Here is a 23,687-nt window from a genome sequence, read left to right as displayed (position 1 = left end):
GTCGCCCATTGGCACCTTCGAGAGGATTCTTCGTGACGGACGACAGACGCCTGGCACGCGACCCGATAGCCATTGTCGGGATGTCGGGCCTGCTGCCCAAGGCACGCAACCATCGAGAGTACTGGCAGAACATCGTCGACGGCGTGGACTGCACCGAGGAGGTACCCGCCTCCCGCTGGAGCCTGGACGACTACTACGACCAGGATCCGGCCACTCCCGATAAAACCTATTCGCGCCGTGGCGCTTTCGTGCCGGACGTGGATTTCGATCCGCTCGAGTTCGGGCTCCCGCCCAATCAGCTCGAGGTCACCAGCACCATGCAGACGCTCAGCCTGGGTGTGGCGCGCGATCTGCTGGTCGACGCGGGCGCGACCGGGTCGGGCTGGTACGACCCGGCGCGCACCGGCGTGGTGCTGGGGACCACCGGGCCGGTGCCGCTCATGCATCCGCTCGCGGCGCGGCTGTCCACGCCGGTGCTGGCGGAGGCGGCGCGCTCGGTCGGGCTGTCCGAGGCGGACGCGCGGGCCATTGCCGCTCGGTACGCGGCGGCTTTCGCACCGTGGGAAGAGAACTCGTTCCCGGGTCTGCTCGCCAATGTGGTGGCCGGTCGGGTGGCCAACCGGCTCGGGCTGGGCGGCATGAACTGCACCGTGGACGCGGCGTGCGCGGCCTCGCTGGCGGCGATCCGCACGGCCATCGCGGAGCTGCGGGACGGCCGGGCCGACATGATGATCACCGGTGGCGTGGACACCGAGAACACCATCTTCATCTACATGTGCTTCAGCAAGGTGGGTGCGCTCTCGCACAGCGGGCGGATCAGCCCGTTCGGGGCCGGGGCCGACGGAACGCTACTGGGCGAGGGCATTTCGATGCTGGCGCTGCGGCGGCTCGAGGACGCGCGGCGGGACGGGAACCGGGTGTACGCGGTGATTCGCGGGCTCGGGTCGTCGAGTGACGGGCGGGCCAAGAGCATTTACGCGCCGGTCGCGAAGGGGCAGCGGCTGGCTCTGGATCGCGCTTACGTGGACGCTGACTGCTCGCCCGCCGATGTGGAGCTCATCGAAGCGCATGCCACCGGGACCGCGGTCGGGGACAAGACCGAGCTGACCGCGCTGAAAGGGCTGCTGTCCGAGGCTAGTTCGGAGCCTCGGTTCGCGGCGCTGGGCAGTGTGAAGTCGCAGATCGGGCACACCAAGGGTGCGGCGGGGACGGCCAGCATCATGAAATTGGCGTTGGCGCTGCATCAGAAGGTGTTGCCGGGGACGATCAATGTCGATGCGCCCAATGCCGAAATCGCTTCCGAGGCAGCGCCGTTCTATGTGAACTCGCGGACTCGGCCGTGGATCCTGGATCCGGCGCGGCCCGTGCGCCGGGCGGCCGCTTCGGCAATGGGGTTTGGCGGCACCAACTTTCATGTGGTGCTGGAAGAGGCCGACGGTGTGCGGGGGGAGCTGCTGCATCGGACTCCGCGGGCGCACATTTGGCACGCGCCGGATGTGGCGGCGCTGATCGCGGCCGTGCGGGACACCGAGGGCGGCGACGGCGGTGAAATCCCCGAGGCGCATGCCCGGGTCGGCTTCGTCTCGCTGGACGAGGACGCCGTGGCGGATCTGCGCGAGCTGGTCGTGGAGGAGCTGACTCGCAATCCCGAAGCGGCGCACTGGGATCACCCCGAGGGTGTCTACTTCCGCGCCGCCGCGCTGCCCGAGCGTAAGGTCGGCGCGCTGTTCGCCGGGCAGGGCAGCCAGTACGTTGATATGGGATCCGCTGCGGCGCTGAACAATCCGCCGGTCGGTGCGGCCTTCGACGCCGCCAATGCCGCCTTCGCCGGGGCCGCGACCCGACTCGGCGCCGTCGTGTTCCCGCCACCCGCCTTCGACGAGGAAACGCGCTCCGAGCAGGAGAACACCCTGCGGCGCACCGAATTCGCGCAGCCCGCCATCGGCGCGCTGTCGGCGGGGCAGTTCGCGGTATTGCGTGAGTTCGGTTTCCACGCGGACGGCTACCTGGGCCACAGCTTCGGTGAACTCACCGCGCTGTGGGCATCCGGTGCGATCAGCACCGAGGACTTCTACACCCTCGCCCGAGCCCGGGGTGCGGCCATGACCGTGCCCGAGGGGGTCGAGGCGGGCACCATGGTCGCGGTGGGCGCGGCCCGCGAGGATGTCGAAGGGGCGCTCGAAGGCATCGACGATGTCTGGATCTGCAACCACAACGCGCCCGATCAGGTGGTTGTCGGCGGCGGCACCGCCGGTATCGAAGCGGCCACCGAGCGCTTCACCGAGAAAGGCTGGGCCACCAGGGCCCTGCCGGTCTCCGGCGCCTTCCACACCCCGTACGTGGGCCACGCGGTGGAGACGTTCGGTGCGGCGGTGGCCAAGGTGACCATCGGCGCGCCCAACGCGCGCGTCTACGCCAACACCCAAGGCGCGTCCTACGGCGACGACCCCGAAACCAACCGCGCCACCCTCACCGCCCAACTGAGCAACCCCGTCGAATTCCACGCCGCCCTGACCGCTATGCGCGCCAACGGCTGCACCGTCTTCGTAGAATTCGGCCCCAAACAGGTCCTCACCTCCTTGGTCCGCCGCACCTTCGGCGACGAGGTAATCGCCATCCCCACCGACTCCGGCCCCATCGGCAACGGCGACCTCACCCTCAAACGCGCCGCCGTCCGCCTCGCGGTCCTGGGTTTCGACATTCGCGGAATCAACCGCTACAGCGCACCGGAGCCGTCGGCCCCCACCCGCAAACCGGCCATGACCGTGAAGATCTCGGCCCCGGAGTACGTCCCCGAAACCCGCCGCGCGGCCTATGCCGCGGCCTTGTCCGACGGTTACCGCGTGAATCTCGCGCCCGTTGTCGGGATGACCTCGGCTGGGCCCGAAACCTCCGCGACCGTCGCTGTCACCGCGGCCCAGCCGACCAACGGTGGCCTCACCCCGGCCGATGCCGCGGCGAGCTCGGCGGGAACGTCCGTGTCGGTGGCCAGAGCTGCCGCGTCGGGCACTCCGAATGCCTTCGCCGAGTACGGCGGCCACGGTCCACACGCGGGTGCCGTTGTCGCGCCGGTGCCCTCAGCGATGGCGGTCGTGTCCAACGCGGGCGGTACCGCGCCGGGCGCGGCAGCCTCACCCGGCTCAAACGGTGGCTACGGCCGCCTGCCCAATCCCGTCCCCAAATCCGGCCGGGGCGACCTGTCCGTCCCTCCCAGCACTTTGGAGAAATCTGTGACCGCGGAACCGCAGTACCGCATTCCCTCGCCGGACGCCCTGGACAGCGCGCTGGTGCAGCATCTGAACACGCATCGCCATTACCTGGACGGGCAGCTCGAGCTGGCACGTGACCTGGCCGGGGCGTTGCGGCACGGGCAGGTCGACGAGATGCTGGTGCGCGCCATCGAGGCCGTCAAGGATCATGGGCTCGCGATCAGCGAAAGCCACTCGCGCGCCGGGGATGTCGTCGCGCAGCTGGCGGCGCTGGAAGGGGGCGGCCAGCTGCGCCCGAGTCGGGTCTACGTCGAGTCGGACCCGATCGCCACGGCACCCACCGGCCTGCCGCACGACCACGCCGCGTCCACGCAGGCTCTGGCCGCCGCCCCCGAAGGCACGGGCGCCACTGCTCTCAACACGCCGGTATCCGGTACACCACAGGTGCCCGGAGTTGCGACCGCAGTGTCCGGCAATGGCTTTGCGGCGGACACCGAGACCGCGGTGTCGGGCAATGGCTTCGCATCCGAGGCGGATACGGCCTCGTCCGAGTCGCAGGATGAGGCGGCCGTCGGTAGCTCGGCTGCGCTGTCGGCCGAAGCGGTGCGCCAGGCATTGCGCGAGGTGGTGGCGGAAAAGACCGGGTATCCGGTGGAGATGGTCGACACCACCATGGATCTGGAAGCGGATCTAGGGGTCGATTCGATCAAGCGGGTGCAGGTGATCGGTGCGCTGCAGGAGCGGTTCCCGGAGTTGCCGGTGCTTGGGCCCGAGCAGTTGGGGACGCTGCGGACCTTGGATCAGGTTGCGGAGGAGCTGGTTGGCTCGGCTGGCGGTGAACGCGTCGTGAGCGGAGCGGATAGCACTGCTGCGGAGGCGAATACGGCGGCGCAGGGTGGTGCCGATGCGAAAGCGTCCGGGGACAACGCTTTGATCGGGACCAACGCTCTGATCGCGGTCGAAACCGTGGGCGGGGTCGAGGCTGTGGCCGGAGCGGAAGGTACCCCTGGCACCTCCGCTGAGATGCTGCGGCGGGCGCTGCGGGAGGTGGTGGCGGAGAAGACCGGGTATCCGGTGGAGATGGTTGATCCGACCATGGATCTGGAGGCGGATCTGGGGGTCGATTCGATCAAGCGGGTGCAGGTGATCGGTGCGCTGCAGGAACGTTTTCCGGATCTACCGGTGCTGGGGCCGGAGCAGCTCGGAACGCTTCGGACGCTGGATCAGATCGTGGGCGAGCTGGCCGGGGGTGATGTTCACCCAAAAGCTGAGGCCGCGGCCGAAACGCCGCGGCATGTGGTGGAACTCGTCGAGCTGGCTCCGATCGATCCGGCGGTGGACCCGTATCGGGCGGCCGGGCACGCCCTAGTGGTGTGTTTGGACGATTCGGGCGAAACCGATTGCGAGGCGCTAGAAGAGCTGCTGCGGGACCGGAGTTGGTCGGTGCGGCGGGTCTCCGGGCCCGACGGGGTATCCGGGTCCGGGCCGGTGGATGTCTGTGTGGTGGTCGCCGGTGTGGCGACCGAATGGGCGCAGGCGCAAGGCATTCTGACCGACGTGATCCTTCTCGCCGGTCAAGTTGTGCCCCGACTGCGGGCCGCCGAGGGACGAGCTGGGTTCGCGACCATTACCCGGCTCGATGGCCACCTCGGTTTCCGTGGTAAGGCCGAACCGGTCTCGGCTCTTCTGGGCGGACTGGGTGGCCTGGTGAAAACCCTTGCCGCCGAGCAGCCCTCGCTGTTCTGTCGCGCCCTCGATATCGATCCGGCGATCCTGCCGCACCGACTGGCCGAGCTGGTGCTCGAGGAGCTGTGCGACGCCGCCCTCGACACCCTCGAGGTCGGCATCGACGCCACCGGTGCCCGCCGCACACCGGTGCCGAGCCGACACGGCGTGGCGCGAAACATCGATATAATCCGTGCGGGAACAGATTTCGGCGACTCGCTACTCACCGAAACCGACACTCTCGTGGTGACGGGCGGTGCGCGCGGCATCACGGCGACCTGCATTCTCGAACTCGCACGACACACCAAGTGCCGCTTCGTCCTCCTGGGCCGCACCGAGCTGACCGAGGACCCGGAGTGGGCCGCTAACGTGGCCGATTCCGACCTCAAACCGGCCGCGGTGCGCGCACTTGCCGGAATCGGCGTCACCCCCCGCGAGATCGACAGCGCCTGCGCGAATGTCCGCGCGGTCCGCGAAATCCGCCGAACCCTGGCCGAACTCGGCAACCGAGCCGACTACCTCGCGGTTGACGCAACCGACGCCGCCGCACTGGCCGAGGCGCTGGCCCCCTGGCGCAAGGCCGCCCAGCTCACCGGAGTCGTGCACGGCGCGGGAGTACTGGCGGACTCCTTGATTCCGGATAAGACGGCCGAGTCGATCGGTCGAGTGTTCGGGCCGAAGCTGACCGGACTGGCCGCAGTGCTCGCGGCGGCGGGCGAGCCGCGACACTTGATTCTGTTCACCTCGGTGGCCGGACTGTTCGGCAATACCGGGCAGGCCGATTACGCGGCGGCCAATGAGGCTTTGGGACGCTTCGCGGTCAGCTGGGGTGCGCGTGATCCCGAGCGCCGAGTGACCGCGCTCGACTGGGGCGCGTGGGATGGCGGCATGGTGACACCCGCACTGCGCGAACACTTCGCGGCGCGCGGCGTGCCGCTGCTGGCACCCGCCGCCGGGGCGGCCGCGTTCACCGCACAGTTCACAGAGGCGCGGCGGCCGGAGCCGATCCTGTTGGTCGGTGCCGCCACCGCGCTTTCGACGGCCGACACCCCCACGGTGCCGGTGCGAGCCCGGCGCGGGATTGCCGGGCTGGTGCAGGAGCCGGTGATCGCGGCGCATCGAATCGGCGAGCACATCGTGCTCCCGGCCACCTTCGGGTTGGGCGCAATCGTGAATCTGGCCGAGCGCACCCACCCGGGACGAATCGTGGTGGGAGCGCGGGACTTCCAGGTGCTCAAAGGGTTGGTCTTCGACCATCCTGTGACCACCCTGGAGTTCGAGCTCGACCCCGCGGATCCGGTGGACGGCCGCACGGCGCTGCGCGCGACGGTCATCGCCGACTCCGCCGCTCGATTCCGCGCCACCCTGCTGCTGTCCGACGCACCCGAAGCCTCGCCGCTTCCGGCCGCGCCGATCCAGCTCCCGCACGGCACCGGCGAGAGTGCCGAGCGGATCTACCGCGACGCGATCCAATTCCACGCCCCGGCCCTGCAGGGTCTGCGCACGATCCGCGCCGAAGGCGATGCGTCCATCGCCTTCGAATGCGAGCTCGCCGCAAACCCGGTGGCGCACGGCGCATTCGCGAGCCGACTGCACGACCCGGTCCTCGCCGACCTGATTCTGCAATGTCCGCCGGTACTCGGCCACCGCCTTCTGGGTGCGGCCTGCCTGCCCCTGGGCATCGGCCGAGTCGACTACTTCCAGCCACTACCCACGACCTCGCCCTTCCTGGTGATCGTCGACAACCCTCGTGCCACTCGCATGGAGGCCCTGATCGACGCGACGGCGCTGTCCACCGACGGCACAGTGCTGCAACGTTTCTCGGACATCACCGTCCTCACGACACCCGACCTGACAGAGAAGTTCCGAACCTCGGTGAGGCGGTGGACAGCATGACAACTCTCGACTTCGACGGCATCCCCTTCAACCCCCTGGGCATGGAACAACCCACGCCCGAACCGCCCACTACGGCTCCCAACCCGCTGCCTCCGGTGCGCGAATCGGAGCGGCTGGCCAATGAATCGACCTACCCGGCAGCGGGATCCGAAGGTGCGAGCACGCGTCTCGTGGCACGGTCGGCTGCACGGGCGCGGCCTACCGACCCGGAAGCGGCGGTGCACCCGGTCGCGGCCGAGGCGATCGCCCAGATCCGTGCGGGCGTCGTCGAGGCGCACCGGGCGGCTCTGACGGCCCAGACCGCGCTACAGCGGGAGATATGGCGGCGGGCGCGCGGGCGCGCGGCGGTCGAGGCGGAAGTTCCCGCGCTCCTGATTGGCGCGGACGAGGTCGGGAGAGACCACGTGGCCGGTCCTATCGCCACGCCGAAGTCGCCTGCGGCGAGCGAGCGTTCGGCGCAGCGGCGATTCCATGCCGCAGAGGGGGCGTTCAAGCCACTGGCCCGCACGACGGTGGTGGGGTTGGACCGGGACGCGCTGGAGATGCTCACGGTCGCGGAGATGGAAAGTGTGTTCGGTGGCTCGCATCGGCGCGACGGGGTGGAGGTGGCTGCTCGGCTGGCGGCTTCCACGCCGCTGGTTCTCACTGAGGTGAGTTCGATCGAGTTGTACGGCGGTATCGGCAATGGCCGGGTCGTGGCGCGGTTCGAGGGCGATCCGCGTGCCGCGGCATTGCAGGCCGCCGAAGTCTTCGCCGTCTTCACTGGGATGCCGCTGTGTCTGTCGGGCAGCACGCTGACGGGCGGAGTGGGGGATGCCTCGGTCGGAACCGCTTCCGGTGCCGTGGAACTCGTCGTCGATCGGCTCGATGTGGTGCCGCGTCCGTTCCTGCAAGCGACGGCGCGCCTCGACGGTGTGGCCGAGGCTGTCGTGGTCACCGTGATGGTGGCCGAGCGGGCCGGGGCGGGCGTCGGGCCCGGCGAGGCCGCACCGGGGTTGCTGCTCAACGAGTTCCATATGGCCCATCTGGCGCGTGGTGATCAAGCCATCGCCATGGGTCCGGAATTCGCGCCGTACACCGGGGTGCGGGCGACCCGATTGCCCACCGGCGGGCTGCTGCTGGTGGACCGGGTGCTGCGGTTCGACGGTGCGCGTGGGAATCTCGAATCCGCCTCGTATGACACCGAATACGACTCGCCCGCCGACTCCTGGTACTACGGGGACACGGCCAACGATTCCATGCCGCACTTCGTGTACATGGAGACCTCGCTGCAGGCTGCGCTGCTCATGGGCTATTACGCCGGGCCGACCCTGACACAGCCGGGCACCACGTTGAGCCTGCGCAATCTAGGCGGCACAGCCACGGTGTTGCGGCAGATCGATCTGCGAGACAAGACGATTCAGCAATCCTCGCGCCTGCTGTCGACCACCATCCTGCCAGGCTCGTCACTGCAAACCTTCGACTACACCCTGAGCGTGGACGGCCAGCCGTTCTACCAGGGCGAAACCATGTTCGGCTACTTCAGCGACCAGGCCCTGGGCAACCAGACCGGGCTCGACGCCGGACGATCCGTGCCGAGCTGGCTCACCGCGCACCCGGAGGCGGCCACCCGCGTCATCGATGTGGCGGCCCGCCGCGCCGATCCGGCCGCCCGGGCGTGCTCGCGGCGCAAGCTGGCCCTCATCGACCGCGTCGAGGTCGTGGACGAGGGTGGGAATTACGGTGCGGGATACCTGCATTCGCTGCGCACGATCGACCCGGAGGACTGGTTCTTCGCCAGGCATTTCCATCTGGACCCGGTGATTCCAGGCTCGCTGGGTGTCGAGTCGGTCATTCACGCCGTGCAGGAGTGGATGCTGGACTCGGGTTTCGCCGACGGCATGGCGGATCCGGCGTTCCGGATTCCGGCCGGGATCGCCTTCAGCTGGCGGTACCGGGGGCAGTTCCTGCCCACCGACGGGACCGTCGAATTGGAGGCGCACATCAAGTCGGTGCGCCGTGACGGGCACGGGGCGACCGTGGTCGTGGACGGGTCGCTGTGGAAGCCCGGGCTGCGCATCTATGAACTCATCGACCTCGCGGTCGAGCTCGCCGATCGAAAGGCGTCGGAATGACCGCCATCCGTTCACCTTTGGCCATCGACAGTGCCGATATCGCCGAAGTCCTGCTCGATCTGCACCGACCGTGCTGGATCGTCAGGTCCGAGGGCGCGGTCGGGGCGACGTCCGATCCGGTGCTGGCGGCGCAGGGACAAGTTCTGGCAGCGGTGCCGCCGCTTCCAGTGGAACAGTTGGGAGACAGCGCTTTCCGCGCGGCACATGGTGTGCGGGCGGCGTACGCGGCCGGTGCGATGGCGAACGGTATCGCCTCGCCCGCATTGGTGATCGCCTTGTCGGAGGCGGGATACCTGGCCAGCTATGGTGCGGCGGGAGTGACACCGGCGGTGGTTGATGCCGCACTGGGCGAGATCTCCCGGCGACTCGCGGGAAAGCCCTTCGCCTGCAATCTGATTCACAGCCCCTCCGAACCGGCGTTGGAACGGGCGATTGTGGATGCCTGCCTGCGTCATGAGGTGCGTTGCGTGGAGGCCTCGGCGTTCATGGATCTCACCGCCGAGGTGGTGCGCTATCGGGCGGCGGGGCTCGCGATGGACCGCAACGGCGGCGTCGAGATCCGGAATCGCGTGATCGCCAAGGTGTCTCGCACCGAGGTGGCCGAATTGTTCCTGCGGCCCGCACCGGCACGGCTGTTGAATCAGCTGGTCGCCGACGGCCGCCTGACCGCCGCGCAAGCCGAGTTGACGGCGCGGGTTCCCATGGCGGATGACATTACCGCCGAAGCGGATTCGGGTGGTCACACCGACCGTCGCCCACTGGTGGTGCTGCTGCCAGAACTGCTGGCCACCCGGGACCGCATCGCACGCACCGTGCCCGCCGCGGCGGCGGTGCGGGTCGGTGCGGCCGGTGGCATCGGCACCCCCGATGCCGCGGCCGGTGCCTTCGCCATGGGTGCGGCCTACATTGTGACCGGGTCGATCAACCAGTCCGCCCGCGAGGCGGCCCAATGCGACGCCACGAAGGCACTCCTGGCCACCGCGGAGTTCGCCGACTGCGTCATGGCACCGTCCTCCGACATGTTCGAAATGGGCGTACAGGTGCAGGTGCTGCGGCGCGGCAGCATGTTCGCCACCCGCGCGCAGCGTCTCTACGAGCTCTACCGCGCCTACGACGGGATCGAGGCGCTACCGGCGGAAGTGCGGAAGGACTTGGAAGCCAAGCTGTTCCGTCGCCCGCTGGCCACCGTCTGGCAGGATTGCGTCGCCTTCTTCACCGAACGCGATCCGGCCCAGCTGGTTTCGGCCGAGCATGACCCGAAGGCGCGAATGGCCCTCATCTTCCGCTGGTATCTGGGCTTGTCCTCGGGCTGGAGCATTCGCGGCGACGCCGAACGCGTTGCCGACTATCAGATCTGGTGCGGCCCCGCCATGGGTGCCTTCAACTCGTGGGTGGCGGGCAGTCGTCTGGCCGCGCCCGGCAATCGCACGGTCGCCGAGATCGCGAACCAGATCATGACCGGCGCGGCCTATCTCACCAGGGTCGCGCAGCTGCGCTCGGCCGGTGTGCGGCTCCCGGCCGCGGTCGGACGCTACCTGCCGCGCCCCTTGGCGGGCTGACAGCGTCGCATTGATCCGATCGCCCATCATGCCGGTACCCGTCCCGGCATGATGGGACACGGCCGCTCGCCACGCGAAGGAGCACGCGCAGATGACCGTCGACGCCTGGGCCCAACACCCCACCCCCCGTTTCCTCGCCCACGACATGTTCGCGTCCCTGCGCCGCTGGTCCGGCACGGAAATCCCCACCGGCGACATCCCCCTGAAATCAACGCTCGCCGCCATGGACGCGGCGGGCGTCGACCACGCCCTCCTCTCCGCCTGGACCGCCCCCGAGGGCGTCCTGATCTCCAATGACGAAGTAGCGGAATGGGTTTCCGAAGCCCCCGACCGCTTCTCCGGAATCGCCTCGGTAGACCTCCGCCGCCCCATGGACGCGGTCCGCGAAATCCGCCACCGAGTCCGCGACCAAGGATTCAAAGCCCTCCGAGTCCTGCCCTGGCTCTGGGAAACCCCACCCACCGACCGCCGCTTCTACCCCCTCTACGCCGCCTGCGTAGACCTCGGCATCCCCTTCTGCACCCAGGTAGGCCACACCGGCCCCCTCCGCCCCTCCGAACCCGGCCGCCCCATCCCATACATCGACCAGATAGCCCTGGACTTCCCCGACCTAACCATCGTCTGCGGCCACATCGGCTACCCCTGGACCGAAGAAATGATCGCAGTCGCCCGCAAACACCCCAACGTGGTCATCGACACCTCCGCCTACACCACCAAACGCCTACCCCAGGAACTGATCTCCTACCTGAAAACCGGAACCGGCCGCCACAAGGTCCTCTTCGGCACCAACTACCCCATGATCTTCCCCCAACACGCCCTCGACGGCCTCGACTCTCTCGACCTGGACGCCGAAACCCGCGACCTCTACCTGGACGGCAACGCTCGCCGAGTCTTCGCCCTGTAGCCGTCGAATCAGGACGCCGGTGGGCAGAGGGCGTCGGTGATGAGAGTGGTGGCGGCGGATTCCTGAGCGCGAATGTGATCCGGGGTGTCGCCCATTGCCTCGGACATTGAGACTACTGCGCTGCGGGTGCCGTCGGGGGTGACGCCGTTGAGGGTGATGTAGCCGCCGTCGCCGCCCTCGTGGGACCAGTAGGTGCCGCCGCAGGGGAGGGGGCGTTCGGCTAGGCCGAGGCCGTATTTGCCGTTGGGCCAGAGTTGTTCGAGGTCGGCGCTGACGGGGACGGTGTCTCGCATGGCGGCGAGTTGCGGGGCGGGGAGGAGGCGGCCGGAGAGGAGGGCTCGGAAGAAGATGTTTTCGTCGTGGGTGGTGGTGACCCAGGAGAGGGTTTCGGGGTCGATCGGGATCTGGTCGGTGACATCGACTTTGGAATCGGGGCCGAAGAGTTGGTAGGCCTTGGTATGTGGGGCGGGGAGCGTGGACGAGGTGCCCAGCCAGCGGGTGTGGTCGAGTGCGAGGGGGTGCAGGATGCGGGTTTCGATCTCCTCGTGAGATGGGCGGCCGGTGGCCTTTTCGATGATCATCGTGAGGAGGGTGTAGCCGGTATTGGCGTACTCCCAGCCCTGGCCGGGTGCGAAGTCCGGTGCGTGGGACATGGCGCGGGCCACCAGTTGCTCGGGGGTGTAGGTGTCGTAGCGTTGCTCGACGTACTCCTGCGCTGTCGTGTATCCGGGCAGGTCGTTGTGAATGCCGCTGGTGTGCTGGAGAAGCTGGCGGACGGTGATCGCATTGCCGTCATTCCCGTTGCCGTGCACCATGTTCGGCAGCCAGTGTTCGACGCTGTCCTCGAGGGACAGCTTGCCTTCGGCTGCCAATTGCAGGATCACGGTGGCGATCAATGTCTTCGAGGTGCTGGCCATGCGGAAATAGCCGTCAGGGTCGACCGGAGCGCCGGATGTCAGATCGGAAGTGCCCGCGGTCACAACAGATTCCGCACCGTCTGGCCGGATCACGCGTGCCTGGACACCGCTGATCCCTAGCGCGTGAATCGCGTCCACATCGCGGCGCAACTGCTCGGCCACCCCGGAGTCGGGATCGGATTTAGCGCAGGCGACCCCGGCGAACAGCATAGTGACGAGACCGAGGGCGAGGGCCACGCGTCGCGGCGTCGAGATCATGATCCGACGCTATTGCCGGGACCCGGTCGAAAGCGATCCGGCAACACCCGGAATCGCCCTGGGGGATCACCCCGAAACGGGCACATTTTCGGGCCTGCTGCGGCAAGATCGTCAGATCGGCTCGACGGATCTTGCGTCTAGGAGCTCACCATGGGCAGACGGTTGCGTACTCTCACTGCCGCGAGCGTGCTCGCGCTGACCCTCGGGGCCTGCGGGTCGCCACCGGGAGATCAGGGAAAATCGGGAGGCTCGGGGGCCAAGGACTTCAAGGCCTGCATAGTGTCGGATTCCGGCGGGTTCGACGACAAGTCGTTCAACCAGACCTCCTATAAAGGCATCACCGATGCTGTTGCGGCACTCGGGATTTCGAAGTCTCAGCTGGAGTCCAAGTCGGACAACGACTATCCCACCAATATCGATACGATGGTCCGGCAGAAGTGCAGCATCATCGTGACCATCGGCTTCAAACAGGGCGATGTCACTTATGCGGCGGCCAAGGCGAATCCGACCATCGACTTCGCGATCGTCGACTACTCCTACACCGATCCGCAGAAGTTCCCGCCGCTGCCGAATCTGCAAGGGCTGACCTTCAATTCCGCGCAGCCCTCGTTCCTGGCCGGATACCTGGCGGCGGGCATGACGAAGACCGGCAAGGTCGGCACCTTCGGCGGGATCAACATTCCGACCGTGGCCATCTTCATGGACGGATTCGCCGAAGGCGTCGCCTACTACAACAAGCAGAAGGGCAAGCAGGTCCAGTTGCTCGGCTGGGACGAGGCCACCCAACAGGGTGTGGTCACCAACGACTTCCAGGACAAGAACACCGCCAAGACCAAGGCGAACGACCTGATCAGCCAGGGTGCCGACATTCTGATGCCGGTCGCGGGCCCGGCCGGGCTGGGTGCGCTGGAGGCCGCCAAGTCCTCCGGTGGCAAGGTCACCGCGATCTGGGTCGACACCGACGGGTGCGTGAGCGCCGCGGAGTATTGTTCGGTCCTGCTGTCCAGCGTGCAGAAGGCGATGGATGTCGCCGTGACGAAGGCGGTCACCGACGCCTTCAACAAGGCCTTCACCAACACCACCTACGTCGGCACGCTGGCCAACAAGGGTGTCGGGTTGGCGCCCTACCATGAGTTCGACGCCGCCGTACCCGCCGATCTGAAGAGTGAAATCACGGCGTTGACAGCGGATTTGGCGAGCGGGAAGGTCACTATCGCGTCGAAGGCGCAGCCCGCGGCCAAGTAGGTTGTGACTCGGAGGCGGAGATGCGGCTCGAATTACGCTCGCTCACCAAAAGATTCGGTGACTTCGTCGCCAACGACAGCATCGACCTGATCGTCGAGCCGGGTGAAATCCATTGTCTGCTGGGCGAGAACGGCGCGGGCAAGACCACGTTGATGAATATGCTCTACGGGCTCTCACAGCCGGATTCCGGTGAGGTGCTGCTCGACGGAGAGCCCTTCGTGTGCCGCTCGCCCGCGGCGGCGATCGCCGCCGGAATCGGCATGGTGCACCAGCATTTCATGCTGGTGCCCGTCTTCACCGTCGCGGAGAATCTCATGCTGGGCCGGGAGCCGACCACCGGCTGGGCCGTGCTCGACCGCGGCGCGGCGCGGCGGCAGGTGCGTGAACTATCCCGGCGTTACGGCCTGCCGGTGGATCCGGATGCGCTGGTGTCGGACCTGTCGGTGGGCGAGAAGCAGCGGGTGGAGATCCTCAAGGCGCTGGCCAATGACGTCGAAGTGCTGATTCTCGACGAACCGACCGCGGTGCTCACCCCGCAGGAGATCGACGAGCTGATCGCGGTGCTGCGCGCCATCGCCGCGACCGGCACGTCGATCATCTTCATCTCGCACAAGCTGAAGGAGGTCCGGCGGATCGCCGACCGGATCACCGTCATCCGCCGGGGCAGGGTGGTCGGCACCGTCGGACCGGACACCGCCGAAACCCAGCTCGCCGAACTGATGGTGGGGCGTTCGGTGGAACTCGTCGTCGCCAAGACGGCCGCCCCACCGACGCGCCCGGCACTCGTCGTCGAGGGTCTCACGCTCACCGGCGTCGACGGCATGGTGCAGGTGGACGACATGTCCTTCCGCGTCGACGGCGGCGAAATCGTCGGTGTGGCGGGGGTGGCGGGCAACGGCCAGTCCGAGCTGATCGGTGCGCTGGTCGGCCTGCGGGCACCGGTGCGCGGCTCGATCACGGTGGGCGGGCAGGAGTTGGTGGGTCGTTCGCCGCGCCGACATCTGGACGCCGGAATCGGCTATGTGCCCGAGGATCGTTCGCACGACGGCTTCATCGGTGTGTTCAGCATTGCCGAGAACCTCGTCCTGGATCTGATCGACCGTCCCGAATTCTCCCGGCACGGCGTACTTTCACCGAACGCGGTGCAGCGCAATGCCGTATATCGCATGGCGGAGTTCGACATTCGCGGCCGGTCACCGGCCGAGCAGGTGCAGGCGCTGTCCGGGGGCAATCAGCAGAAGGTGGTGCTGGCGCGAGAGCTGTCCCGGCCGCTGCGTGTGCTCATCGCGGGGCAGCCGACTCGCGGCCTGGATGTCGGATCGATCGAGTTCGTGCACAATCGCCTTGTCCGGGAACGAGATCAGGGCACGGCCGTCCTGATCGTGTCCACCGAATTGGACGAGATCTACGCGCTGTCCGACCGCATCATCGTGATGTATCGCGGACGCATTGTCGGCGTCGTCGGCCCCGATACCCCGCGGGATCGGCTGGGGCTGATGATGGCCGGAGGCGCACCCGCGGATACGGCCGGAGCTGCACCGGCGGACGCGGCGGGAGGTGCACCGGCGGACGCGGCGGGAGGTGCACCGGCGGACGCGGCGGGAGGTGCACCGGCGGACGCGGCGGGAGGTGCACCGGCGGACGCGGCGGGAGGCGCACCGGCGGACCCGGCCGGAGGTGCGCCCGCGGACCCGGCCGGAGGCGGACCGGTGGACCCTGCCGGAGGCGGCGATGGTTGAGCGAAAGTGGTTGCGCGAGCTGACCGTCAGTATCCTGGCCGTCCTGTTGGCACTGCTGGTCGGCGCGATCCTCATCATCGTCAGCACCCCCGCTGTGACCTCGGCGTTCGGGTATTTCCTGGCGCGGCCGATCGATACCTTCTCGGCGGCCGCCCATGCGGTGAGCGACACCTACCGGGCGCTGTTTCTGGGAGCGTTCGGCGGTTGGCATCAGCTTGCCGAGACCTTGGTCGCGGCAACACCCTTGATTTGCACGGGGTTGTCGGTCACCTTGGCCTTCCGCACCGGCCTGTTCAATATTGGTGCGCAGGGTCAGCTCATCGCCGGAGCGCTGGCTGCGGGATGGGTGGGTTTCGCGGTGCACCTGCCCGCCGGAATTCATGTGCTGGCGGCACTGGCGGCCGGTGTCGTCGGCGGGGCGGTGTGGGGCGGCATCGCCGGAATTCTCAAGGCGCGCAGTGGTACTCACGAAGTCATTGTCACCATCATGGGCAACTACGTCGCGCTGTACGCGCTCACCTGGCTGCTCACCACGCACTCACTGCAGCGGCCCGGACGGCACGAGCCGATCAGCCCGATCGTCGACACCACCGCGCAGTTCCCCCGATTCGGCGGCACCCGACTGCATTTCGGCTTGTTCGTCGCCCTGCTCGCGGCGGTTTTCGTGTGGTGGCTGCTGTCGAGATCAACACTGGGCTTCCGCTTGCGCGCCGTCGGCGCCAATCACGACGCGGCGCGCACCGCAGGGATTCCGATCGACCGGGCCTATGTCCTGGCCATGCTGATCGCGGGCGGCCTCGCCGGATTGGCCGGAACACAGCAGGTGCTCGGCACCGATCTGCCCCTGACGAACGGCATCGCCGGATCCTTCGGCTTCGACGGCATCACCGTCGCCCTGCTCGGCCGTGGCACACCCGTCGGAACAGTCTGCGCGGCACTGCTTTTCGGTGCCCTGCATTCCGGCGGAAACGAGATGCAGGCGGCCACCGGCACCCCGCTCACCCTGGTGACTGTCCTGCAGGCCGTGATCGTCCTGTTGGTGGCGGCACCGGCCCTGGTGCGCACCGTCTTCCGGATCCGGGCCGAGGGTGCGCAGGCCGTGCTGGCGAAAGGGTGGAACTGAATGGCAACCACCGCTTCCGATGTCGCTCGGCACCTGGAGTCGCCCGAGCATCGGCGTCGACGGCTGCGCCTGGGCATCCTGCTGCTGATCCTCGCGATCACCGCGGTGGTGCTGGCGGTGCTCACCGCCGCCGGGACGGTCGACTTCCGGTTGGCCGCACCGGGTTCCAACGGCCCCGGCGATCTGCGCCTGTCCGCGCGACCGGCCGCGGCGGTGGCGGCCGCGATCACGCTGGTGATCGCGGCATTCCAGCTGTGGCGTGGTCTGTCCGGGCGATGGGCGGTCGCCGCCTTCTGTCTATTCGGCTGCGCCTTCGTGATGACCTTCATCTGTTGGGCGGCCTCGGGCAAGCTGTTCCCGCTCACCAACCAGATTCAAGGCACACTGGCACTTTCGACCCCGCTGATTCTGGGTGCGCTGGCGGGGGTGCTATGCGAACGCGCGGGAGTCATCAATATCGCCATCGAGGGCCAACTCCTGGCCGGGGCGTTCGCCGCGGCCATCATCGCGACGGTGAGCGGCAGCTTCCTCGTCGGTGTGGCGGCCGCGCTGGTGGCCGGTGTATTCGTGGCCTGGCTGCTCGCCGTCTTCTCGATTCGCTATCTGGTCAATCAGATCGTGCTCGGCGTGGTCCTGGTCGTGCTCGCCACCGGTATCACCGGCTTCCTGTTCGACCAGCTCACCGCGCTCCCCGACGGCTCGGCCCGCTTCAACACACCGGGCACCATCCAACCCATCGCCGTCCCGGTCTTGTCCTCGATCCCGATCATCGGACCAACGATCTTCGATCAGACCGCCCTGGTGTACGCCATGGTCGTCCTCGTAGCCCTGATCACCTTCGTGCTGTACCGCACCACCTGGGGCCTGCGCGTGCGAGCCGTCGGCGAACATCCCCGCGCCGCCGCGACCGTCGGCATCAATGTCCTGCGCATCCGCTACCAAGCGGTGCTCGCGGCGGGCGTGGTCGCCGGACTGGGCGGCGCGTACTTCACGATCGGATCCACCGGCGGCTTCACCAAGGAAATGACGGCAGGCAACGGCTTCATCGCCCTGGCCGCCCTGATCATGGGCCGCTGGCACCCGCTCGGATCCACCTGCGCCGCACTATTCTTCGGCTTCACCAAGGCCCTACAGGGCCAACTCCAAGTCCTCGCAACCCCCATCCCCACCGAAGTCCTGCAAATGACCCCCTACCTCCTGACGGTAATCGCCGTCGCAGGTGCCGTAGCCCAAACCCGCCCACCCAAGGCCGACGGCGAGCCCTACACACCCGAATAGGTCCCTGACCCTGACTCATCACCCATGCTTCTAGTACTGATAAATAACGGGTCTTCGACTGCGGTCTCGCGGGCCGACACCATGGGTTCATGATTGGAACTGCAAGTCGGGGCACCGAATTCGACGTCAGCGAAGGCACTCTCGCTCACGGGCTGCCCTACCTCGCACTCGGATCCGGACAGCCGCTCGTGTTCCTGCGATGGTTCACCCCCAACCACGCCAACCCGACCGGCTGGCAACGCACCTCGGAGATCAGAACCCTGACACCACTCGCCCGTCACTTCCGCATCTATGCGGTGGGGCGCGCACCGGGCATGGCAATGGGCACCACCATGGCCGAAATCGCCACCCAACACGCCGAGGCAATCCGTACCGAGTTCGGCACCGCCGTCAACGTACTGGGAGTCTCCTCCGGAGGCTCGGTAGCGCTCCAACTCGCCGCCGACCACCCAGATGCAGTGCGGACCCTGGTTATCGCCTCCTCCGGCGACACCTTGCCCACGACGGCCAAACGCGCTCAGATGAACTATGCGAACGCGGTCGCGGCAGGACGCCGTGCCCTGCACCACACCGCACCGGTCATGGTCCGATCACGCCCCCTGGCCCGCCTAGCCGCCGCAATCCTCTGGCTAGCCGACCCCCTGGCTCGACCCGAAAACCCCACCGACACCGCAGCATTCCTCCACGCCGAAGATTCATTCGACGTCAGCGACCGCTTGGACGAGATCACCGCCCCCACTCTCGTGCTCGGCGGAGAACGTGACGCCTTCTACCCCGTCGACACCTTCCGTCGAACAGCAGACCGAATCCCGCACGCACAGTTGACCATCTACCCAGGAACCGGCCACCAAGGCGTCGTCAAACACAAACAATTCGCCCACGACGTCATCTCCTTCATCGGCACAAACAACCAACAGCCCAACAACTCCCACACCGCAGAACACGATTGACCCGACTGCCGCCGAAAGCCATTGGCAACAAACTCTTCTGCCGCGACAAGATCGTCCGACGACTCCGCGGCACCTCGGGCGTAACGCGCGCTCTTGCCGAGTTTGGGACCATGGGCCTATTCGTGCACAGATCGCTATTGGAAGACAGTTTCCTGCCAATTCAGCGGCCATAGTGCAGGTTTTGGCCCATGATCAACTTCAGGCTCATCTCTCGCGGGCAGCGCACGCTCATGTCGCTGATCGCTCGGTTCGGGACGCGCGTGGACCCGGTCGGCGAACGCACTGATCTGCCGATTTTCGTGCATTTCGTTTGCTGGAAGTCCTTGCTGTATAGGGGGTCCGGTCATAAGTATGGGGTGACGCGGGGCGACGGATCGGAGGCCATCGTGACCTGTTTTGTCCTCATTCATGGCACTACTCAAGGCCCGCGGGGTTGGGACCGGGTGGCTCGATCGCTGACTGCCGCTGGGCACACGATCCGTGCCGTCGAGCTCGACAGCAGTACGCAGACCACGCCGCAGGAATACGCCCGCACGATCGCAGCGAGCGCTGATGTTCCGCGAGGATCGGTCGTGGTGGCGCACTCCGGTGCTGGGTTGATCCTGCCTGCCGTCGCACGCGAACTCGATGCGGCACTACAGGTTTGGGTCGCGGCGATGATTCCTGACGGAGAGCACGCCCTCCTAGAGGAAATACGCCAGTCACCGGCCCCGATATTCCATCCTGATTGGATCGGCGTCGATCCCGTTACCGATCACGAAGCGGCACTGCACTTCCTCTTCCACGACTGCGATCCCCGGACGCAACAATGGGCTCTCGGCACCTTGCGGCTGTTCGTTCCCGGCTACGCCTACGCGCATCCGGTCTCGCTGACACCTGAGATTCCTTCGCTCTACATCGCGGCCGCCCTCGACCGCACCCTCATCCCGAATTGGTGCGTGGAGGCCGCCGCGCATCGGCTCGGTGTGCGAGCGGTCGAGATGCGCACAGGGCACTGCCCACACGTCAGCGCGCCCGAGGCACTGGCAAGACTTCTCGCCGAACACACCGGCACCACATCGCTGGCGACGTGAAGCGCGCGAGCCGATGTGCGAGCACTCGCCGATTCCGGGATCGTCTTGACCGGTGGTGGGCGCCATTACGTCTGAGGTAATCGACACGGTGCGTCGGCGTGGCCAGGATGGCGGTCATGAGTGATCTTGCGGGCAGCACCATCCGTCCTGTTGTCGAGGAACTGCTGAGCCGGATCGGCGCCGGTGACCCCGATGCCATCGCAGCTCTGTATGCCCCGGTCAGCGACTGGAAACTGAACTGGCCGGACACCGAGCACGGCCGACCCGCCACTCCATGGATCCAGCACCGTTCCACCCGCACCGACGTCGCCGACCACTATCGCGCGATCGCCCGACATCATCTTCCCGACGAGGTAGGCACCGTCATCGAACGCATCCTGATCGACGGCCCAGACGCGGTGATACTGGACGAAATTCGCCAAACCGCCCGCAGCACCAAACGGCCCTACCGTTCCCGCTTCGCCCTCCACCTCACCGTCGAAGACGGTCTCATCACCCGCCACCACGTCTACGAAGACAGCCTCGCGGTGGCCCAGGCATTCGACAACCACCCCGTCGAGCACTCCCACGACCAAGCCGACGCCCGATAATGCCGCTGGTCGCGCTGACCGGACCGGATAGCGAGGGCGGTGGGAGGTTGGGGAAGACCTCGTCCGGGTTGGTGGTCCGGACGAGGTCTCTGTCCCCCGGGCGAGAGGGTCGCCGGGTTTGGGGCCGCCTATTTGGCGGGGGTGAAGGGCTGGTTGATTGTGGTGAAGTATTGGATGGCGGCGGCTATGGCTACTGGGGCTGTTACGAAGAGTTGACCGGCTATGGTGCCGAGGAAGCCTACGGCGGCGGCACCGGCTATGCAGCCTGCGAGGGGGCCTGCGCCGAAGAGGGTGGCCAGGGCGCCGGTGAGGGCTAGGCCTACGGTGGCGCCTGCGAGGCAGCCGAGGGCTGCGCCGCCGAGGCCGCCGACGAGGGTGCCGATGGTGGCGCCTACGGAGATGGTGTCGCGCATGCGGCCCCAGGCGGCCTGTTCGCGGTCGTACTGGGTTTTCCAGGGGGCCTGGTCCTCGTAGGGGAGGGCGATCGGTTGGTAGACGGCGTGGGCCTCGTCGAATTGGGGGGTCAGGGTGGCGGTGTGGTTGGAGATGTCGGCGGTGATGGGGAAGACGAAATCGTCTACGCGGAAGGACAGTTCGGTTCCGGCGAGTACGGTGCCGTCGGCGGCTTTGATTTTGAAGACGCCGTTTTCGACGGTCATGGAGCCCGCGTCGGTGCGAATGACCGTGGTGGTGCCGGTGCTGGTCGCCGTGTAGTTCAGGGCGGCGGGGGTGTCCGCCTCGGCGGTGCCGGTGGTGATGCCTGCGCTGATGCACAGTCCGGCCGCGAGCAGCGCGGACGCCGCAGCAGTTTTCCTCATCTTTTTCTCTCTGCGTGTGGTTTGTTGGTGCGTCCCGTGCTCACAGGTCGAGCACGAGAACGTCGGAGAGCGCCCGGGACACGCAGGGCATCAGGGTCCTGCCGTGGGCGCGTTCGTCGGCGGTCAGCACCGAATCCCGGTGCTGGACTTCGCCTTCGAGGAAGGTGGTCTCGCAGCTGCCGCAGGTCCCCTCGCGGCAGGAGGTGACGATCGCGACGCCCGCGCCTTCGAGGACGTCGACGATCGACCGGTCCGCCGCGACCGACAGCACCTGACCACTGTGCGCGAGCCGGACCTGGAATGCGCGATCGACGGCATTGTCGATGCGCCGGGGCGTGAATCGCTCTGTGTGCACGGCGATTCCGCGTCGCGCGCCCTCGGCCTCGACGGCGTCGAGCAGCGGAGCGGGCCCGCAGCAGTACACGGCGGCGGTGGTGTCGGCGAGCAGCTCCGCGATCGGCAGCAGTCCGGATTCGTTCTGCGCCAACAGATTCACCGACGAGTAGCGGGACAGTTCGTCGGTGAAGGACAGATGTCCGCGGGTGCGCGCACCGTAGTGCAGACTCCACCGCGCCCCGGACCGTTCGGCCGCCGCGAGCATGGGCAGGATCGGCGTGATCCCGATCCCGCCCGCCACGAACAGGTACTCGTCATTGGGCACCAGCTCGAAGTTGTTGCGCGGCAACGACACCCGCAGTGAGGTGCCGGGCAACGCCGTCCGGTGCAAATGATCGGACCCGCCGCGCCCCGCCGGTTCGTGCAGGATCGCGATGCGCCAGCGCCGCTCGTCGGCGGGATCCCCGCACAGCGAGTACTGTCGGACCCCAACGGTTCCCGCGTGCACGTCGATGTGCGCGCCGGGCGTCCACGGCGGCAGCGCACCGGCGTCGGCCGCGGTCAGCTCGAGCGCGAAGACGCCCTCGGCCACCTCGCGCCGGTCGGTCACCAGGACCGTCAGCTCGCTCATCGCATCCCCTCGTGGAGTCGGTGTCGAGCACCACCCTGGTAGAGCGGGCGTGTCGATCGCGTGGCGGTTGCCCGAGACGATTCGACCGATAGGCATTGACAATCGCCCCGCCCGTGTACACGGCCCCCGTTCGACACTGGCCCCATGAGCGCTGTGGCGGAACTGGTCGAACGGACCAGAGCATTCGTGACCGAGCACGTGTACCCGGTGGAGCGCGAGGTGGTGGCCGGTGGCCGCGTCACCGACGACGCGCTGCGACTGGACCTGCAGAAGAAGGCCAAGGAGGCCGGAGTCTTCGGCCCGCTGTCCGATCCGCGCTACGGCGGACTGGGTTTGGACACCCGCGGACAGGCGCAGGTGCTCGAGGCCGCGGGCGCGAGCCTGCTCGGCCCGCTCGCGGTCAATGCCTGGGCCCCCGACGACGGCAATATCCACCTGCTCGCGCACGTCGCCAATGAGGAGCAAAAGCAACGGTATCTCGCACCCCTCGCGTCGGGCGAGGTGCGTTCGGCCATCGCGCTGACCGAACCGGCCCCCGGCGCGGGCTCGGACCCGCGCATGCTGCGCACCAATGCCCAGGAGACCGACGACGGCTGGGTCATCAACGGGGCCAAGCACTTCACCACCGGCGCGAACGGCGCGGCCTTCACCATCTGCGTGGCCATGACCGCCGACGGCCCGACCATGTTCCTGGTCGATCAGGACAATCCGGGCCTGCGGGTGGGTCGCCGCATGCCGACCCTGGACCACACCAGCGCCCCCGGCGGCCACTGCGAGGTCGAATTCGTCGACTGCGAGGTCTCCGACGCCGCGGTCCTCGGCGAGGTCGGCCGCGGCCTCGAACTCGCCCAGGTGCGCCTGGCCCCCTCCCGCCTGGTGTTCTGCATGAACTGGCTGGGTCTGGCGGTGCGCGCTCAGGAGCTCACTGTCGAACACATCACGCACCGTTCGGCTTTCGGCGTCCCGATCGCCGAGCACGGCATCGCCCAGGGCCTGGTCGCCGACAACGAGATCGATATCGCCGCCGCCCGCAGCCTGGTGCGCTCGGTCGCCGAGACCATCGACAGCCACGGACCGGCCTCACCGCAGGCCCGCCACGAGACCTCGGTCGCCAAAACCTTTGTTTCCGAGGCAGTCTGGCGCGTCCTCGACCGCGCTGTGCAGCTGCATGGCGGTCTGGGCGTGTGCGAGGACCACCTGGTGGCTCGATTCCTGGTGGAGGCCAGGGCATTCCGCATCTACGAGGGCCCGTCGGAAGTGTTGCGCTGGTCGATCGCCCGCCGCGTACTGCGTGGACCCCGCTGAACACCCGCCGAACGCCG

15 protein-coding genes are annotated in these 23,687 nt (G+C 67.6%); 12 read left to right on the top strand and 3 right to left on the bottom strand.

What is annotated here, in order from left to right; genetic code table 11:
* The first annotated feature begins 32 nt into the window (after nt 1-32).
* The 4 genes from VMT40_RS28645 to VMT40_RS28630 all read left to right on the top strand — a co-directional run bounded on the left by VMT40_RS28645 (nt 33) and on the right by VMT40_RS28630 (nt 11,407).
* Nucleotides 33-6,830, top strand: a complete 6,798-nt coding sequence (locus VMT40_RS28645; protein ID WP_326362032.1) for a polyketide synthase — start codon at nt 33-35, stop codon at nt 6,828-6,830.
* Nucleotides 6,827-8,944: a beta-hydroxydecanoyl-ACP dehydratase gene (locus VMT40_RS28640; RefSeq protein ID WP_326362031.1), complete on the top strand. Its 2,118-nt coding sequence runs from the start codon at nt 6,827-6,829 to the stop codon at nt 8,942-8,944. The genes VMT40_RS28645 and VMT40_RS28640 overlap by 4 nt, the downstream gene beginning before the upstream one ends.
* Nucleotides 8,941-10,503 carry a PfaD family polyunsaturated fatty acid/polyketide biosynthesis protein gene (locus VMT40_RS28635; protein WP_326362030.1) on the top strand — a complete coding sequence of 521 codons (1,563 nt, stop codon included), beginning with the start codon at nt 8,941-8,943 and terminating at the stop codon, nt 10,501-10,503. The genes VMT40_RS28640 and VMT40_RS28635 overlap by 4 nt, the downstream gene beginning before the upstream one ends.
* Before the next feature lie 91 nt (nt 10,504-10,594).
* Complete coding sequence (locus VMT40_RS28630) at nt 10,595-11,407, top strand: amidohydrolase family protein (RefSeq protein WP_326362028.1); 813 nt, start codon at nt 10,595-10,597, stop codon at nt 11,405-11,407.
* 8 nt (nt 11,408-11,415) lie between these two features.
* Here VMT40_RS28630 and VMT40_RS28625 read toward each other — a convergent pair whose 3' ends face one another.
* A complete protein-coding gene (locus tag VMT40_RS28625) occupies nt 11,416-12,582 on the bottom strand; it encodes a serine hydrolase domain-containing protein (RefSeq protein ID WP_326362026.1) in 1,167 nt (388 codons plus the stop codon).
* A 150-nt stretch (nt 12,583-12,732) separates the two neighbouring features.
* Between VMT40_RS28625 and VMT40_RS28620 the strand changes: the two genes are divergently transcribed.
* The 7 genes from VMT40_RS28620 (at nt 12,733) to VMT40_RS28590 (ending at nt 20,580) form a co-directional block, all read left to right on the top strand.
* Complete coding sequence (locus VMT40_RS28620; protein WP_326362025.1) at nt 12,733-13,827, top strand: BMP family lipoprotein; 1,095 nt, start codon at nt 12,733-12,735, stop codon at nt 13,825-13,827.
* A gap of 20 nt (nt 13,828-13,847) precedes the next feature.
* Nucleotides 13,848-15,566 carry an ABC transporter ATP-binding protein gene (locus VMT40_RS28615; RefSeq protein WP_326362024.1) on the top strand — a complete coding sequence of 573 codons (1,719 nt, stop codon included), beginning with the start codon at nt 13,848-13,850 and terminating at the stop codon, nt 15,564-15,566.
* Nucleotides 15,559-16,689: an ABC transporter permease gene (locus VMT40_RS28610; protein ID WP_326362022.1), complete on the top strand. Its 1,131-nt coding sequence runs from the start codon at nt 15,559-15,561 to the stop codon at nt 16,687-16,689. Before VMT40_RS28615 ends, VMT40_RS28610 begins: the two co-directional genes overlap by 8 nt.
* Entirely contained in the window at nt 16,690-17,967 is a 1,278-nt protein-coding gene (locus tag VMT40_RS28605) for an ABC transporter permease (RefSeq protein ID WP_326362021.1), read from the top strand. It begins immediately after the preceding gene.
* 89 nt (nt 17,968-18,056) lie between these two features.
* Nucleotides 18,057-18,917: an alpha/beta fold hydrolase gene (locus tag VMT40_RS28600; protein WP_326362019.1), complete on the top strand. Its 861-nt coding sequence runs from the start codon at nt 18,057-18,059 to the stop codon at nt 18,915-18,917.
* 188 nt (nt 18,918-19,105) lie between these two features.
* Nucleotides 19,106-19,990 carry an alpha/beta fold hydrolase gene (locus VMT40_RS28595; RefSeq protein ID WP_326362018.1) on the top strand — a complete coding sequence of 295 codons (885 nt, stop codon included), beginning with the start codon at nt 19,106-19,108 and terminating at the stop codon, nt 19,988-19,990.
* A 116-nt stretch (nt 19,991-20,106) separates the two neighbouring features.
* Nucleotides 20,107-20,580, top strand: coding sequence for a nuclear transport factor 2 family protein (locus VMT40_RS28590; RefSeq protein ID WP_326362016.1), 474 nt, complete (start codon nt 20,107-20,109; stop codon nt 20,578-20,580).
* Between the two features lie 128 nt (nt 20,581-20,708).
* Here VMT40_RS28590 and VMT40_RS28585 read toward each other — a convergent pair whose 3' ends face one another.
* Together VMT40_RS28585 and VMT40_RS28580 are read right to left on the bottom strand one after the other, a co-directional pair.
* The gene (locus VMT40_RS28585; protein ID WP_326362015.1) at nt 20,709-21,398 is read right to left on the bottom strand and encodes a hypothetical protein; all 690 of its coding nucleotides are present in this window, start codon (nt 21,396-21,398) and stop codon (nt 20,709-20,711) included.
* Nucleotides 21,399-21,438: 40 nt separating this feature from the next.
* Nucleotides 21,439-22,365, bottom strand: a complete 927-nt coding sequence (locus VMT40_RS28580) for a PDR/VanB family oxidoreductase (protein WP_326362013.1) — start codon at nt 22,363-22,365, stop codon at nt 21,439-21,441.
* A 144-nt stretch (nt 22,366-22,509) separates the two neighbouring features.
* Between VMT40_RS28580 and VMT40_RS28575 the strand changes: the two genes are divergently transcribed.
* Nucleotides 22,510-23,670: an acyl-CoA dehydrogenase family protein gene (locus tag VMT40_RS28575; RefSeq protein ID WP_326362011.1), complete on the top strand. Its 1,161-nt coding sequence runs from the start codon at nt 22,510-22,512 to the stop codon at nt 23,668-23,670.
* Nucleotides 23,671-23,687 lie beyond the last annotated feature (17 nt).

The organism is Nocardia sp. CDC160 (assembly GCF_035818795.1).
In the GTDB taxonomy this organism is placed as follows: domain Bacteria; phylum Actinomycetota; class Actinomycetes; order Mycobacteriales; family Mycobacteriaceae; genus Nocardia.
This window is presented reverse-complemented; position numbering and strand designations above follow the sequence as displayed.

What these genes read in the sequence shown, in the direction of transcription:
- VMT40_RS28640 (WP_326362031.1), top strand. Translation starts at nt 6,827, where the DNA reads ATGACAACTCTCGACTTCGACGGCATCCCCTTCAACCCCCTGGGCATG.
- VMT40_RS28635 (WP_326362030.1), top strand. Translation starts at nt 8,941, where the DNA reads ATGACCGCCATCCGTTCACCTTTGGCCATCGACAGTGCCGATATCGCC.
- VMT40_RS28630 (WP_326362028.1), top strand. Translation starts at nt 10,595, where the DNA reads ATGACCGTCGACGCCTGGGCCCAACACCCCACCCCCCGTTTCCTCGCC.
- VMT40_RS28625 (WP_326362026.1), bottom strand. Translation starts at nt 12,582, where the DNA reads ATGATCTCGACGCCGCGACGCGTGGCCCTCGCCCTCGGTCTCGTCACT.
- VMT40_RS28620 (WP_326362025.1), top strand. Translation starts at nt 12,733, where the DNA reads ATGGGCAGACGGTTGCGTACTCTCACTGCCGCGAGCGTGCTCGCGCTG.
- VMT40_RS28615 (WP_326362024.1), top strand. Translation starts at nt 13,848, where the DNA reads ATGCGGCTCGAATTACGCTCGCTCACCAAAAGATTCGGTGACTTCGTC.
- VMT40_RS28610 (WP_326362022.1), top strand. Translation starts at nt 15,559, where the DNA reads ATGGTTGAGCGAAAGTGGTTGCGCGAGCTGACCGTCAGTATCCTGGCC.
- VMT40_RS28605 (WP_326362021.1), top strand. Translation starts at nt 16,690, where the DNA reads ATGGCAACCACCGCTTCCGATGTCGCTCGGCACCTGGAGTCGCCCGAG.
- VMT40_RS28600 (WP_326362019.1), top strand. Translation starts at nt 18,057, where the DNA reads ATGATTGGAACTGCAAGTCGGGGCACCGAATTCGACGTCAGCGAAGGC.
- VMT40_RS28595 (WP_326362018.1), top strand. Translation starts at nt 19,106, where the DNA reads ATGATCAACTTCAGGCTCATCTCTCGCGGGCAGCGCACGCTCATGTCG.
- VMT40_RS28590 (WP_326362016.1), top strand. Translation starts at nt 20,107, where the DNA reads ATGAGTGATCTTGCGGGCAGCACCATCCGTCCTGTTGTCGAGGAACTG.
- VMT40_RS28585 (WP_326362015.1), bottom strand. Translation starts at nt 21,398, where the DNA reads ATGAGGAAAACTGCTGCGGCGTCCGCGCTGCTCGCGGCCGGACTGTGC.
- VMT40_RS28580 (WP_326362013.1), bottom strand. Translation starts at nt 22,365, where the DNA reads ATGAGCGAGCTGACGGTCCTGGTGACCGACCGGCGCGAGGTGGCCGAG.
- VMT40_RS28575 (WP_326362011.1), top strand. Translation starts at nt 22,510, where the DNA reads ATGAGCGCTGTGGCGGAACTGGTCGAACGGACCAGAGCATTCGTGACC.